This is a genomic window from Treponema sp. OMZ 906 (genome assembly GCF_024181185.1).
Lineage (GTDB): Bacteria > Spirochaetota > Spirochaetia > Treponematales > Treponemataceae > Treponema.
Map to the genome: position 1 here is coordinate 1,331,542 of NZ_CP051196.1, position 14,991 is coordinate 1,346,532.

Here is a 14,991-nt window from a genome sequence, read left to right on the forward strand (position 1 = left end):
TGTATGGGTTTAATTTTCTTTACTTATTTTTTTGCCGTATCACTTTTTGTGAACTCCTCCTATCTTGCATTTCATAAATCGAACCGTATTAATGTCCTTTTAAATAAGATTACGGTACCGGCTTCTCTTGTTGCGCTTTGTATTGCCGTTTCTATTCATCTGGTTTTTTATAAACAAATCGGACTGCAGCGTATCATATCAACTGCTACCTTATTCTTTATGCTGCTTACTTCTTATCATATTGTCGATATGGCTCTTGTTCTCTCTGAATTGAAAACGTACAAGATAATGCAAAAAGTGAATACGGTAGTCCATCTCGCCGGTATCGGACTTATCGTATTCTATGTGGGTAGATTTCAATGGAACTCGCTGAAAGGTTTCTATTTTGTACAGCGCGATGTGTTTCCGGGCATGAGCGGTATTAGACTGTTTCAGTATATTTATGTATTTTTTACCTCTGCGGTTTCGATAGCAATATGTTTTATAAAAATATTTTTTGTTAAAAGTAATATCCATCGTCAACAGCTGTTTTTACATACTCTTGCCATCGGGCTTGGCCTCGCGATATGGATTGCAGAAGGCTATTATTTCTTGATGTTTTCTTGGGTGTTCGCATTTATACCGGTCGGTTATGCTGCAATGTTGGCGTTTGACAATATAATATTCTCACTGACGCGCGTATTTGATATTAAACAAATCGCTTTCGGCCTTATCCGATTTGTCCTTTTTACAGCTATCTTTGCAGGTGCTGCAGGTTTTACGACGGCACTTATTATGCAGTTTATTCATTCAGTCAGCGGCTGGATAGTTTTAATTATCGTTTCGTGTATTATTCTTTTCTTTATCCGCAGTTTTGTTTCCGGTAAGCTTGAATATGTTTTCGGTAAAACGACGGATTATGAAGTAATGCTGGACACTGAGTTGCAAAAACTTGATTTTGGGAAAGGCCACGATACCGTGTTGGAATCTTTTCCGAAAATAATGAAACAATATATCACTTGTCAAGGGCTCGATATTCTTGTAAGTGATGAAAATATGAATTTACAGACAGTCTATTCGGATTTTGAGCATCATAATACATTGAGCGCTAACCTCGCTTGTTTTGAATATTTGCTCAGCCAAAATAATGTTGTTCTTACGAAAACGGAACTTATTGCCAATTATTTGTATGACTCTATAAGAGATGAACTGTTGGATGTCTTTGAAACAACACAGACCGAAATTCTTATCAGTATGCGGGAGGGGCAGAAACTCATCGGCTGTATCCTCCTCGCGCCAAAAACCCATAGCGCGGAATATACCCCTTATGATATACACGTATTGTCCAATATGTATTCGTATTTCTTTTTGGTAATCTATTACCTCAGAAATATATCCAAGCAGGATATTATCGTTACGATCGACCGTGAAGTTGAAATGTCCGACCAAATTATCGGATCCATTCAGAACTATAAGGATACACTTGAAGCACACGGATTTTCAATGGATTCTATTGCATATTCGGCGCATCAGCTTGGCGGTGATTTTATCGACTATATTACATTGAATGAAAAGCGGACAATGTTCCTTATCGGTGATGTTTCGGGTAAGGGGTTAAGTGCAAGTATGTCGATGGTTATTTTAAAGTCGATTATTCATACCTACTTGCAGACAATCTCCGATTTTAAAGAATTGATAACAAAGGTAAACCGGTTTATAAAGGATAACTTGCCGCGTGGGACTTTCTTCGCAGGGCTTTTCGGTATTATCGACTTCCCGACTAATACGATTTATTACTTGAATTGCGGTATTCCATTGATGTCAATGTATATCAGTTCATATAAGCATGCAATCGAAATTCAAGGGGAGGGTAGAGTTCTCGGTTTTGTAAAGAATATCGCACCGTTCCTAAAGGTACGGAAAATCACCATGCACAAGGGAGATACAATTGTCTTTACGACTGACGGCCTGCTTGAAGCAACGAATCTTAAAGGTGATCGGTTTGGTAGTGATCGCGTCGGACGAATTCTGCAGGAAAACAACGGGGCAAAGGCTTCTCAGATCGCCCGCACTATTTATAATAATCTTCTGGATTTTATTTTACGTAAAATCGATGATGATGTTACCATATTGGTATTGAAATACAATCAACAGGGTGTTTCTAAAAACTGATTCGCTATCCATGTCATGGATACGATAATAATTCCCTTACGGAATGAGCCGATAGGATTGCAGTCTTTAGAAGGCCTCAATATATAGGAGTAGATTTATGGATAATTTAACGATTACGGAAAAAACGAATGATGCGTTTGTATTACTGACGGTAGCCGGTTCAATAAATTCATACACGTATCATGAATTTGAAACGAAAGTTTACAATCTTATTAAAGAACACTCAATTGTACTTGATGTGTCAAGGGTTACCAATCTATCATCGTCAGGCTTAGGGATTCTCATGGCTGCTTCTGAAGACGGGGCGGAGCTTGGTCATAAAATCTATATTTTGAATCCTTCAGAGGTTGTAAAGCTTGCGATTGCCTCTACCGGCTTTACGGAAGTGTTTCCTATCATTCACTCGCTTGATGAAGTAAAATAGGCCGATACGGTAGTAGGACGTGAACCATTTACAGGTAGGAGCCGATTTAAAAAATATCGGCTTTATTGAAGAATTTATCTCTACCTCTAAAGATATTCCCGAGAATAAGCGAGTAGCAGCGCTTATTATATCAACAGAAGTGTTTGACAATATTGCTGAGCATGCCGCTTTTACAGGACGTAAAGAACTTCAATTAAGCATATCAAATATGTTCTTTCCGCGCCTTTGTTTTTCCTATCGCAGTACGAATTTCGACAATCTCCTGCATGCGCTCAAGGAAACAAAACCTTATTTTGATCCGAAAGCGAAGCGGTATCGAGGCTTCGGTCTATTGATGACGAAAAACATTGCTCGAAAAGTGTGCTATCGGCAAGAGCAATCTCGTTCTTATATTATCGTGTACTTATAAACACATTGTTAAAAGTCGGTGGTATGAAAAAAATACTTTGTATAATACTGTGTCTGTCATCGTTTTTTTGTATAACGGCAGCTGATCCTGCTATGGAAGCTCAGCTTCGCAACTTTGTATATCCCTCTGCTGTTCCAGCAGAGATACGGCGCCATATCGGCAATGATGCAGATACTTTTTTAGCTGATCTGAAACAAGTTTTGGCTGCAGAAAAAGAGAACTTATTTATACTGGTTGATAAACGGCATTTGCTGCCGGATGGATATACGCCGCAAAATCTTGTAACGCTGCATACCGGTCGTGCATATATAATTAACCGGAAGGATTTATCTCTGACAAAAACGGCGGAACAGGCGTTACAAGAAATGGCGCTTGCAGCAAAGCGGGATGGTATTACGCTGATTGTCAGCTCCTCATATCGTTCATATACATACCAGAAAAATTTATTTGACCGCTATGTACGGGAATCCGGTGAAAAAGAAGCGGAACGGTTTTCCGCCCGTGCGGGAACAAGTCAACACCAACTTGGGACGGTCGTCGACTTCGGTTCTATCTCCGATGACTTTGCGCAAACGCGCGCCGGCAAATGGATATTGCGTAACGCTTCAAGATACGGGTGGTCGCTTTCCTTTCCCAAAGGATACGAAGCAGTAACCGGCTATGTATGGGAGTCGTGGCACTATCGCTATATTGGCCTAGAAGCCTGTGTCTTTCAGCAAAAATGGTTCGGCGATATTCAGCAGTACATGCTTGAGTTTATAGACGCTTGGAAGAAACAAACGAGATAAGAGGATGCCTCAAAATGATTGGGTATTCCTAAAAACTTGGAATGGATTAGCCTGTCTGCCCTGCGTACGATCACTTGAGGATTTGACCAAAACGATTTTTACCTATAGAATAGTAGATATGAAAATATTTCATCGATATTTATTTTTAGCTTTTATAATAAGTGTATTGGTCGGCTGTTCTGCTGCGCCGTCTTCCGTTAAAGAGGAACCTACACCGTCCGAAGAGATCGCGGTTCCTGCGCCTCAGCCTGAACCGGTCAAAGAAGCGGAAGTGCCGGTAAAACGGGAATCCGTTAAGCCCACGGTTCCTGTTAAACCGAAGCCTCCTGTTAAGACGAAGGAGCCTCCTGCGAAGGTAGAAGAACCGCCTGTAAAGGTGGAAGAACCTCCTGCGAAGGTTGAGGAGCCTCCCATGAAGCCTGAGCCGGTTAAAGAGCCTGTTGTTGAAGTTAAGCCCGAACCTGTCGAAGAAAAAAATACCGTTATTGCCGAGTTTGAAGGGGTTACCATTACAAAAGAAACCTATGATCAAACAAAGACGGAGATGGAAAAGATTGTCGAGAAGCTTAACCGTATTACAGCGACAAAGGACTATGCTCAATGGACGACATTCTTATCGGAAGAGTATAAACAACAATATTCCCAACCTTTGACGCTTAGAAAGGTTTCTGAAGCCTTACCGGTTAAAGGGATTAAGCTCAAATCGCTGCGTGATTACTTTATGTATGTTTTTGTTCCTTCTCGTCAGAATGTACGGGTAGACGATATTAGGTTCGTTTCCCCGACACGGGTCGATGTTATTATGAAACAGGCAAATGTTTCGCTGCTTGTCTACGGTTTGGAAAATATTAACGGCAGCTGGAAACTGATTCCGTCGAAACTGTAAGTCATCTTTGAGTAGGAGTTATACGCTATGCGTAAAAGTATTACTTCTGCAGTTTTTGCTGCGTTAATTTGTGCAGGATGGATGATGTCCATTCCCGTCGGACCTATTCCCATTGTGCTGCAAAATGCGCTTGCAGTGCTTGCCGGCTTGCTGTTGGGGCCGCTGTTCGGCGGTCTTTCGGTACTGCTTTTTTTGGTTGCCGGAGCCGTCGGTCTGCCTGTTTTTTCGGGTGGTTCGGGAGGTTTTGCCGTCTTTGCGGGACCGACGGGCGGCTTTTTAGTCGGATATCTTGCCGCGGCTGTTGTCGGCGGTTGCATCATGAAACTTTACAGAGAAGAACAGCGGTGGCCGCTTGCTTGCGGTATTATTGCGGTTGCAGGGCTTTTAAGCTTTTTGTCTATCTACGTATTCGGTCTTCTGTGGTTTAAACATGTTCTGAACCTCAGCTGGCAGCATACGTTTCTGAAGGGGTTTGTGCCGTTTATCCTGCCCGATCTGATTAAGCTGGTTGTTGTCGTTCCGATTACGCTCAAATTGCGCCCGATTATACGGCGCTATACGGAATAACGCAGCCTCTATCGATGCTCCGACTTTATAGTGATGATGCCTTCCTCAGAACGCTATGAATTATTCAAGCTCACCGATGTAGCTAAATCTTTTACCGGTGCCGAACGTCCGGTGTTGAACGATATATCTTTCTCGGTATATGACGGTGATTGTGTTGTCGTATCGGGGCCGAACGGATCCGGTAAAACCGTACTGATGACGCTTATTGCCGGATTGGAAACTCCTTCCTCCGGTTCGATAGTCAGCAGCAGGAAAGACGGCGGTGAGTTGCGTATCGGACTGGTGTTTCAGGAAGCCGACGCTCAAATCCTCGGCGATACCGTCGAGGAAGATGCGCTTTTCGGTATGCGGGATAGTAAGCTGTCTAAAGACGTCATCGCACAGCGACTGGAAACGGTGCTTGCACAGCTGGGCTTGTACGAAAAGCGCCGCTCGCCCGCACGTAGTTTGTCAGGGGGCGAGAAGCGGCGGCTTGCAGTTGCCGGCATCCTGATGATGGAAGCCGATGTTATCATCTTTGACGAACCTTTTGCCAATCTCGATTTTGCAGGCGTGGTGCAGGTAACGGCAATGATAGAGCAGCTGCAGCGTGACGGGAAAACGGTTATGGTACTTACCCATGAGCTGGAAAAAGTGCTTGCACTTGCGAACCGGCTTATCATCTTGCACAAAGGGCGTCTTGTTTATAACGCGGAACCGGAGCCTGCACTCCATAGCGGTATTCTTGAACAATACGGCATACGGAATCCTCTCTGCTCATATCGTGTATTTTCGGACCTTGTATGGAGAACCGGTGACTGTCGATAAAAATAACTTTTTATTTCAATACACGGCTCGAAATACGGTGATTCACCGCCTTTCGGCGGGAGTAAAATTCTGCGTATTATGTCTTTCATCCTTCGTTTTATACGGCGCACCTCAACCGCTGCTGGCAGTCTATGCACTCTTTCTTGTATTGGCCAGCGTTGCTGCAAAGCTTTCGTGGCTAACGGTAAAAAGGAATTGCCGATTTTTAGGTATCTATGCACTTTGTATTTTTTTTATCAAGATAGTCGGTGTGCCACTGACGGCAGATATGCTTAAAACTATGACGGCGGAAACGCTGTTGTTTATGCAAAAGCTCGTGCTTATCTTATTTACTGCCTCGATATTTTACGAAACCACCTCAAAGCTGGAGTTTTTTGTACTCTGCGAAAAAATCGAACGCTTCTTTTGCAGAAAAAAATACACCGGCGCTTTTTCAACGCTCTTTACCATCACATTGATGTGCGTTCCCCGTGTGTTTGAGGTGTGGGCTCAATTGAACTACGCTTACGATGCACGTACCTGTCGGCGGCGTGATATTGTCAGTGCCTACCGCCGGTTTGCTTCACTATTGCCTGCACTTATCGAAAATCTCTTACGTTTTGCCGTTACCGCCGAAAAAGCCCTCAAAAACCGCCGACTGCGGGGGTGTGCAGGGCAACCGTATTAAAAATATTTTTAGCGGTTGCCTTCCTTTTGGTGCAAGCCGTTTGACAATAGGGCAGTGTTTGTTATATTCTATACGACAATATGTTTGTATCGATAATGATAGATCCGGGCGGAGAGGAATCTGCCGCTCATCTTTCTGAATTGTTAACCTTTTATGGATTTGAACGGGTACAGCGGGCGTGTTGGGAGTCCACTACGATTAGTGAAAAACAATTGGGTGCTCTTAAACGCGAAATTGATCGGGTAACCGATTATTATGATGTTATTCGCATATATCAGTATCCTGTCGAAGGGGTATTGGCGATTTCTACGCTTGCTAAAAAGAAGTGGCGGAAACTCTTAATTCGTCCGCCTAAGGACAGCTAAAAACTTTTTCGGATGTTGAAACATCCTGCAAAAGTTTTTATAGGAGATGCGCTAAAAAGTGCCGTCTAAAATTATCGCCGACACCTTTTTAGCTCAAGTTTGCGGGGCAAACTTGTTGATTTACGTGTGCGCGTTACGCGCACGGCTAAAAACTTTTTCGGATGTTGAAACATCCTGCAAAAGTTTTTATAGGAGATATGATGTTATTGGAAGAATATAAACCGCAGATTGCAGCACTTAAGGCCGATGTCGATGAAATCTGGAGGCGTCTTTGACTCCGAAGCGGTAAAAAAACGGATTGCGGAAAAAGAAGCTATCGCGGGGCAAGAAGGTTTTTGGAACGATCCTAAAAATGCCGAAAAACTCTTGTCGGAAATCAAAAAGCTGAAAAACCGTATCGAGCCGTGGGAAACACTCATTGCCGATATAGAAGATCTGCAAGCCCTCTATGAACTTACCCAAGAGGCGGGGGAGGAGGATAATGCAGATTCCATTCAAGAAATCGATACGTCGCTCACAAACCTTCAAGAACGGTTTGAAAAGCTCAATACGCTGGCACTCCTTTCCGATGAGGTTGACGGAAATGACGCTTTCTTGACCGTTCATGCAGGGGCAGGCGGCACCGAAGCGTGTGATTGGGCGCGGATGTTAACCCGTATGTATCTCCGCTGGGCGGAGCGCCGCGGGTTTACTATCGAAACGCTTGATGAGCTGGAAGCCGATGAAGGTTTAAAATCCATTACCCTACAGATACGCGGCGACTATGCTTACGGCTTTTTAAAGGCAGAAACCGGTGTACATCGGCTTATCCGTATCAGCCCGTTTGATGCAAATGCCCGCAGACATACTTCTTTTTCTTCCGTCTATGTATTCCCCGTGCTGGACGATACCATCGAGGTAAATATCAGACCGGAGGATTTACGGGTGGATACCTACCGCGCGGGCGGTGCCGGAGGACAGCATGTTAATAAAACCGACTCTGCAGTACGGCTGACGCATCTGCCTACCGGTATTGTCGTAGCGTGCCAAAACGAACGAAGCCAAATCTCTAATCGGGCAACGGCAATGAGTATGCTCAAGGCACGACTTTACGAATACTACCGCAACGAGAAAGAAAAAGAGAATGCGAAATTCGCTACCGAGAAAAAAGGAATTTCGTGGGGAAATCAGATCAGATCATACATCTTTCAGCCCTATACGATGGTAAAAGATCATCGTACAAAACATGAAACGGGCAATATTCAAGCTGTTATGGACGGCGATATAGACGGCTTTATCGAAGACTTTTTAAAAAAACAATGGGCAAATCAGCTTATGGATGAGGACAGCCCAGAATGAAGGTAAAACGGGTGTGCGTTGCGCTGATTGCGATGGTAATTGTATCCTATGGTACTGCGCAAACAAATGGGGAAATTCCTACATGGTCAATTACGGCATCAAAATTTACGCTTACCGATGTGCCTGAATTGTATGCGTCGTACTCGACTGCATTGCCTACAATGCTCAACCTTTTTTGTGCTGTACCTACAAGCAGAGTTGTGACTCCCGAAGAAAAAAAGGCACGACAGCTCATAGATTATGCTGCAAAAAAACTTATGCTTATTCGTGAGCGAGTATCATTAATCGCAGAACGGGATTCGTTGTACCTTGCTGTCATGCCCGAGAAGGAGAAGCTGAAGCAAGCAGTCGCATTCAACAAGAAAATAACTGCGAAGGAAATTGATATCCAAAAAGCCCAAGAGAAAATTGATGCATTACTGAACGATACTTCTTTTACTGCCGAAACGCTCCCGGTTACGATATGGAAGGACGGTCAACAGTTGTTTGAGCTCCCTGAATATGCGAATATTCCGCAAACGCTCAAAGTTGAGAATATCTCAGCAGTTATTAACGGATCGATACAGGATTTGGCGGGGTATATGTATGTGTCCGTTGTGTTGACAACCGGTTTGCCGGGTATGCCCGATTATCGGTTCAGCGAAGCGGGGCCATATCAGTCAATCGAAGCAATTGCTCGTTCATTAGCGGCACAAATTATGACGGCGGTAAAAAATACTCAGCCTGCAAAGGTTTTGCTTACTGTCGAACCGGAAAATGCAGAAGTGTATTTAGACAGCGAACTGCTGGAAACTGGGAAAAAGTCTATTTATATGTATGAAGGAAGCCATCGACTGGAAGCGCTTGCTGACGGTTACGATTCAGCCGGTCAAACTATTGAGGTTCAAGCAGGACAAAACTATTTGTTGAACATAAAATTAAAAAAGGAAAAAATTATTTCCGTCGGGTTTCAGTTTATAACACCCAATGCAGATGTGTTTTTACATACACAGTATTTTGCCGGTGCACCATTTCAAACTGATATTCCGGTAGGTAAAAATACTGCTATCAGTTTTTCTTATGGAGACGTAAAAACCTATATTGTACTTCGGCCTCATGATTTTATGCAGCAAGGACAGACAATCTATCAGTTGCAAGCTACACTCAATAAAGAAAAGACCAAAACCTTGGTTGATCGGCGGCGGAATGTCTTGTACTGGTCGCTCGGCGCCTTTTACGTGTCGCTTCCTATTTTTATGATTTTGCAGGGACTTACTGCGGATATGGCTTCCGCCGCTGCGGATTCCCGTTTGGGAAGTGATACAACAGTACGAAATAAATATCGTGCACTGTTTATCAGTACTGCGGTTATGCAGGGAATAACAATCGGTTTAGGTATTAACTATGTGGTACAACTTGGACTGTATCTGCATGCCGCCGACCAAAGTATCCCAAAAGAGGCACGCAAATTATAACCGGATAAGCAGCGATACTATCACGCTTTGTCGGAATATCGGATATACTGGAGAGAAATATGGCTAAAAGAAGTTTTTCCGAAGGCTTAAAGAAACTGTTCGGCATTCATTCCAAATTGGACGATTCTTTTTTTGAAAGTGTTACCGATACTTTGGTAGAAGGCGATATCGGTGCTCAATTTGCATTCGAGATTGAAGACATGCTTCGTGCAGAATGTAAAAAACGGAAGGTTGAACAGCAAGAACAAGTATTGCAAATTTTATACGATATTTTGCTTCCTTTTTTGCCGGTCGTCTCTTTTACGCCGGAGAAAGATAAAACCTCCGTGTATTTGCTACTGGGGGTGAATGGAGTAGGGAAGACCACGACAGCGGCAAAGCTTGCTCAGTATTATAAGCCTCGCTTTGAAGCGCCGATCATACTTGCCGCTGCGGATACTTTTAGGGCCGCTGCGATAGAACAGCTTGAATATCACGGCAAACAGCTTGGAGTGCGGGTTATTGCACATCAGTACGGCGGAGATCCGGGAGCGGTTATCTTTGATGCGGCACAGGCAGCGCGGGCGCAGGGAGGAGGACTTGTCATCGCCGATACCGCAGGGCGACTCCATAATAAGGAAAACCTTGTACGGGAATTGCAAAAGATCAATAGGATTGCCGAATCTAAAACCGATGAGGGATGTTATAAAAAAATACTCGTGCTCGACGTAACGGCGGGACAAAGCGGTTTCAGGCAGGCTGAGGTGTTTCACGAGGCGGTCGGTGTCGATGCAGTCATCCTGACAAAATACGATTCGACGGCAAAGGGTGGTATCGCGCTCAGTGTGGGACGGCAGCTGAATCTGCCGGTCATTTTTACCGGCACCGGCGAAAAATACGGGGACTTTGCCCCTTTCAATGCCGATACCTATCTACGGGAATTTATCGGTATGCCGGTATGAAACGTTTTGCCTTTTGTCTCTTCATTTTAGTGTCTGCATTCCGCCAATTGCCGTTTGGCATTGCTGATGGAATCGAATTAACGGATACTTCGATCGGTACAGTGCCGGGTGGGGCGGTAGATAGCACTCCGGATATTCAGGCAAACTCAGCGCCGATAGATACTACCCAAGCAGAGAAACTTTCTGCCGAATCTACAAAAGAGCATGAAATGACTTCGACACCTGCTACGACAAGAAAAGAAGCTTCCATGGAACCTGCAAAAAGTGATGAATTTGCTCCGTCGACAGCGGATACAGATGGAAAAACGGTTGATAATGACGGAACCACTGCATCAGCCGTAAAAGACGAGAAAAAAGACGAAAGTGGTGAATCTGCTGATGTAGCTTTTGCCTCTATCCATAGCAAGGGATTGACCGTCGCAGACGGGAACAGATGGTACTACGAGACTTTTGATCGCCAGGGGCGTTCTACCTTTGCGGTACTTTACGAAGATGGTACGGCTATTGAAAAAACAGAGTGGGCATATAAAGGAAAAACCCGTCATCCCACAAAAAAGCAGATACTTCGCGCGGATGGATCGGAGACGTTCCGTTATAACGAGCAGGGAAAAGAGTTGACTATTGAACGATATAAAGGAAAGACATTAACCTCAAAGACGGAAAATGTATATAACAGCGACGGTAAACTAATTGAGCAGACAATTACCGCGGGGAAAAATACCGACAAATCGGTATGGGTGTTTGCCGGAGATAAGGCTGTTTCTCAGACTAAATATCGGAACGGAAAAAAAACGGCCCTTATCGAACTGGGTAATATTCCTCATATTATACACTTATATGTCGATGACAAAGAAGTATATGCAGGAGAGGAACAATGAAACGTACCGACCTCGCATGGATTTTTTTTGTATTGCGGCGGTTTAATGCCGCAGATACCAAGGGGCGTTCGGCAGTTACCGGAATCCTTTCCGTACTCGGTATTGCTTTCGGAGTTATGGTCTTGATTGTGATCCTTGCCGTGATGAACGGTTTTCAGCGTAGCTTTATCGACACCATCTTACAGGTAAGTTCGGCGCATGTGCAGCTGTACGGCTCCGAAGCGGCACTTGAAAAGGCAAAGGCTGCAGGCGGGTTCCAATCTTTTTCTATATTTTCAGAAACACAAACGGTAATGCAGGGAAATTACGGCAGGCAGCAGCCCGCCATACTGCGCGCTGTGCCCGAAACAATCTTAGGCGATGACCGTGGCTTTGCCGGCGCTATAACAATGATGGAAGGTCGCTTTGACCTCAGTGTGCCGTATTCTGTCGTGCTTGGGTATGAGCTTGCCCGTATGCTTTCGGTTTCTATCGGGGATAAAATTTCACTTCTTGTACTTTCGGGGACTGCTGATACCGATATATTTCCGGAAGATGCGGAATGTACGGTTACCGGTTTAATGAAGACCGGCTATTATGCAATTGATGCAGGGTTTGCCTTTGTGTCAACCGATACCGGCGAACTGCTCTGTGGCAAACAGCAGGAGCTGTCTGCTGCCGTAAAACTTCGAAACTCTGAAGCCGACGGGATCTATATTGCCCACATTTCCACAGCTGTGCCCGAATTGAAAGCCGAATCCTGGCGCACCTATAATCAGGCGTTTTTCGGTGCACTACGCATCGAAAAAAATACGATGTTTATACTTGTGTTTTTAATCTTTGTAGTGGTTACGGTGAATATTTACAACGGGATGCGGCGTTCCATCTATGAGCGGCGGGAAGAGATTTCGGTGCTTGCCTCATTGGGAGCTAAAAAGGAGCATATCCAAGCTCTCTTTATCGCAAACGGTTTTACCATCGGACTTCTGGGTGCTTTAATCGGCTTACTATTGGGGCTGCTGCTTTCCGCCGACATCAATCGGGTATTTCTGCTGGCTGAATATCTGGTAAATACCGTCATTGAAGCGGCAAACATTTTGTTGGAGTATACGTTTTTTACCGGTTTCAGTATTTTCAGTCCTCAGTATTTTTATATTGATTCGGTACCGGTTCGCATTTTTTTTAACGAAGTATTCTTGATATTTTTGTTCGGAGTTTTTTCGGCAAGCTTTGCCGCTTCAATTGCAGCCCGGAAAATTCTTACTCTAAAACCTGCAGAGGTGCTACGCTATGAATAAACCGATTTTAGCACTGACGAACGTCTCAAAGACATTTCAGTCGGAGGCGGATTCAATCCGTATTTTACAAAATTTAGACCTGATAATCGAGTGTCCGGCAAAAATTGCCGTAGTAGGGGAGTCCGGTTCCGGGAAAAGTACCTTTTTGAATATTGTCGGCGGTTTGGAACAGGCTGATTCGGGAGAGATTGTTGCGGGCGGGTACGAATTGCACCGGCTCAATGAAAGCGGATTAACGGACTACCGACGGTTTTATCTCGGTTTTATCTTTCAGTTTCACTACTTGCTGAAGGATTTTACAGCGCTTGAAAATGTAATGCTGCCTGCCCTCATCGCCGGTATGCCGAAAAAAGAGGTAAAAGAGAAGGCTGCTGCGCTTTTGCAGGATGTCAAACTGGAAACACGGCTTCATCATTTCCCTTCTCAACTGTCGGGAGGGGAGCGGCAGCGGGCAGCGGTTGCTCGTGCGCTTATAAATGATCCCTCGCTTATTTTGGCCGATGAACCGACCGGCAACCTTGACCCTGCGAATGCGCACGGGGTTCAAGAGCTGCTCTTTTCGATAGCGGATAAGCATCATAAAACGCTCATCATCGTAACGCATGATCAGGGAATCGCTGCCGATACCGATCTATGCTATCGGCTTGAACAAGGGAAGCTGAATCTCTTATGAATTTTTTACTGGCATGGAAACTGGCGCTGCGGTATCTCGGACTCAACGCAGGTACGGCAGTCTCTAACGCGCGGAAGAGTTTAATCGGCGCCATCTGGGGCATCGGTATCAGTATTATCCCGTTGGTCATCGTGCTTGTGGTGTCAGATGGGATGATAAAGGGGATTACCTCTCGTATGATTGAGCTCGGAAGCGGGCATATACAGATACTCGACCTACGCCCTGCACCGCGCAGTGTACAAACAGCCGCTGATCGGAAGCGAAGCGCTCAAGAAGTTTTTGATTCAATCCGCATGAATACACGTTTGCTACTCACCGGTTCGCGGCAGCAGCAGGAAGGTACCGGCTTACTGATCGGCAAAGTCGGCCGCAGCGGGGGCACGATACGGGCGATAGAGGCGGGCTATTTTACCGGAAATCCTGCTGCACGGAATCTATTAACGGTAGTAGACGGTAATCTTGAGTTTGACGATGCCCGATCAATTCTGCTCGGTAAAAAGATTGCGGAGAAAACCGGTCTTAAAGTTGGAGATAGCTGCTCTCTGCTTACGCTAGTGCCACAGTATACAGGTAATCAGACAAAGCCGAAACTTACTCGTTTTAAGGTTGCCGGTATTCTTTCTTCCGGTTATCAGGAATTAGATGCATTGTGGATCTTTATCCCGTTGGCATCTGCCGATGCAGTGTTATCGCCTCAGTCCTCGCTGAGCGCTCTTACGGTCAGTATTGCAGATCCTTTCAATGCCACTTTGCTTGCTGATGCGAAAGATGCCATCCAACAATTATTGCCGGCAGGTTTTTCGGTATATACGTGGCAGGATCTAAACCGCTCTCAATTTTATTCATTTCAGACTTCAAAGAATCTTTTGATGTTCATCATGTTTTTGATTCTTCTTGCTGCCTCGGTCAATGTTTCATCGGCAATGGTGATGCTCATCATGGAGCGGCGGAAGGAAATTGCAATTCTTAAAGCGACCGGCGCACATCCGTTTTTTATTACCCTGTCGTTTTTAATTGCAGGTCTCTTTACGGGAGCAGCAGGACTCTGTATCGGCTTAACCGGCGGTATCCTTGCAGCTTTACACATCAATGAACTGTTTACCTTTTTTGAATATGCAATCAATGCGGGACAGACTGCACTTTATTATATGGTGGGAAAAACGGGTGTTCCCCAAACCATCCGCCTCTTAGCACCTGAATACTATTTGGAGTATATCCCTATATCCTTAAATGCGACCGAACTGTATATAATCGCCGCCGGAACGCTTATTTTGTCGGTGATTGTCTGCTTGCTGCCTGCCGTGTATGCAGGTAAAGAAAAGCCCTTGGACAGTATGCGGAAACTGTAAGGGCTGATAATATGCTA

At 44.7% G+C, this 14,991-nt stretch carries 16 protein-coding genes; all 16 read left to right on the plus strand.

Going from position 1 to position 14,991, the window contains the following annotated elements; genetic code table 11:
* Positions 1 to 3 precede the first annotated feature (3 nt).
* A complete protein-coding gene (locus E4N69_RS05925) occupies positions 4 to 2,151 on the plus strand; it encodes a PP2C family protein-serine/threonine phosphatase (protein ID WP_253715627.1) in 2,148 nt (715 codons plus the stop codon).
* Positions 2,152 to 2,248: 97 nt separating this feature from the next.
* Positions 2,249 to 2,575 (plus strand): STAS domain-containing protein, encoded by a 327-nt coding sequence (locus E4N69_RS05930; RefSeq protein WP_162663463.1) that lies wholly within the window; start codon positions 2,249 to 2,251, stop codon positions 2,573 to 2,575.
* A gap of 19 nt (positions 2,576 to 2,594) precedes the next feature.
* Complete coding sequence (locus E4N69_RS05935; RefSeq protein ID WP_253824815.1) at positions 2,595 to 2,984, plus strand: hypothetical protein; 390 nt, start codon at positions 2,595 to 2,597, stop codon at positions 2,982 to 2,984.
* A gap of 23 nt (positions 2,985 to 3,007) precedes the next feature.
* Positions 3,008 to 3,772 (plus strand): M15 family metallopeptidase, encoded by a 765-nt coding sequence (locus E4N69_RS05940; protein WP_253824816.1) that lies wholly within the window; start codon positions 3,008 to 3,010, stop codon positions 3,770 to 3,772.
* Positions 3,773 to 3,890: 118 nt separating this feature from the next.
* Entirely contained in the window at positions 3,891 to 4,658 is a 768-nt protein-coding gene (locus E4N69_RS05945) for a hypothetical protein (protein ID WP_162663466.1), read from the plus strand.
* Positions 4,659 to 4,685: 27 nt separating this feature from the next.
* The gene (locus tag E4N69_RS05950) at positions 4,686 to 5,225 is read left to right on the plus strand and encodes a biotin transporter BioY (protein ID WP_253824817.1); all 540 of its coding nucleotides are present in this window, start codon (positions 4,686 to 4,688) and stop codon (positions 5,223 to 5,225) included.
* A 33-nt stretch (positions 5,226 to 5,258) separates the two neighbouring features.
* Positions 5,259 to 6,032, plus strand: coding sequence for an ABC transporter ATP-binding protein (locus E4N69_RS05955; RefSeq protein ID WP_253824818.1), 774 nt, complete (start codon positions 5,259 to 5,261; stop codon positions 6,030 to 6,032).
* On the plus strand, positions 6,019 to 6,699 hold the full coding sequence (locus E4N69_RS05960) for an energy-coupling factor transporter transmembrane component T family protein (protein ID WP_253824819.1): 681 nt from the start codon (positions 6,019 to 6,021) through the stop codon (positions 6,697 to 6,699). The genes E4N69_RS05955 and E4N69_RS05960 overlap by 14 nt, the downstream gene beginning before the upstream one ends.
* A gap of 80 nt (positions 6,700 to 6,779) precedes the next feature.
* On the plus strand, positions 6,780 to 7,064 hold the full coding sequence (cas2, locus tag E4N69_RS05965; RefSeq protein WP_162663469.1) for a CRISPR-associated endonuclease Cas2: 285 nt from the start codon (positions 6,780 to 6,782) through the stop codon (positions 7,062 to 7,064).
* Between the two features lie 200 nt (positions 7,065 to 7,264).
* Positions 7,265 to 8,402, plus strand: a protein-coding gene (gene prfB / locus E4N69_RS05970) for a peptide chain release factor 2 (protein WP_253824886.1) whose coding sequence is annotated in 2 segments (ribosomal slippage) — positions 7,265 to 7,336 and positions 7,338 to 8,402 — 1,137 coding nt in all. Because the reading frame shifts where the segments join, the coding sequence is not laid out codon by codon here.
* Complete coding sequence (locus E4N69_RS05975; RefSeq protein ID WP_253824820.1) at positions 8,399 to 9,856, plus strand: PEGA domain-containing protein; 1,458 nt, start codon at positions 8,399 to 8,401, stop codon at positions 9,854 to 9,856. Before prfB ends, E4N69_RS05975 begins: the two co-directional genes overlap by 4 nt.
* Positions 9,857 to 9,915: 59 nt before the next feature.
* Positions 9,916 to 10,797 carry a signal recognition particle-docking protein FtsY gene (gene ftsY / locus E4N69_RS05980; RefSeq protein ID WP_253715637.1) on the plus strand — a complete coding sequence of 294 codons (882 nt, stop codon included), beginning with the start codon at positions 9,916 to 9,918 and terminating at the stop codon, positions 10,795 to 10,797.
* Positions 10,794 to 11,675, plus strand: coding sequence for a hypothetical protein (locus E4N69_RS05985; RefSeq protein ID WP_253824821.1), 882 nt, complete (start codon positions 10,794 to 10,796; stop codon positions 11,673 to 11,675). Before ftsY ends, E4N69_RS05985 begins: the two co-directional genes overlap by 4 nt.
* On the plus strand, positions 11,672 to 12,952 hold the full coding sequence (locus E4N69_RS05990; protein ID WP_162663472.1) for an ABC transporter permease: 1,281 nt from the start codon (positions 11,672 to 11,674) through the stop codon (positions 12,950 to 12,952). Before E4N69_RS05985 ends, E4N69_RS05990 begins: the two co-directional genes overlap by 4 nt.
* Complete coding sequence (locus tag E4N69_RS05995) at positions 12,945 to 13,625, plus strand: ABC transporter ATP-binding protein (RefSeq protein WP_162663473.1); 681 nt, start codon at positions 12,945 to 12,947, stop codon at positions 13,623 to 13,625. The genes E4N69_RS05990 and E4N69_RS05995 overlap by 8 nt, the downstream gene beginning before the upstream one ends.
* Positions 13,622 to 14,974 carry an ABC transporter permease gene (locus tag E4N69_RS06000; protein WP_162663474.1) on the plus strand — a complete coding sequence of 451 codons (1,353 nt, stop codon included), beginning with the start codon at positions 13,622 to 13,624 and terminating at the stop codon, positions 14,972 to 14,974. The genes E4N69_RS05995 and E4N69_RS06000 overlap by 4 nt, the downstream gene beginning before the upstream one ends.
* The last annotated feature ends 17 nt before the right edge of the window (positions 14,975 to 14,991 follow it).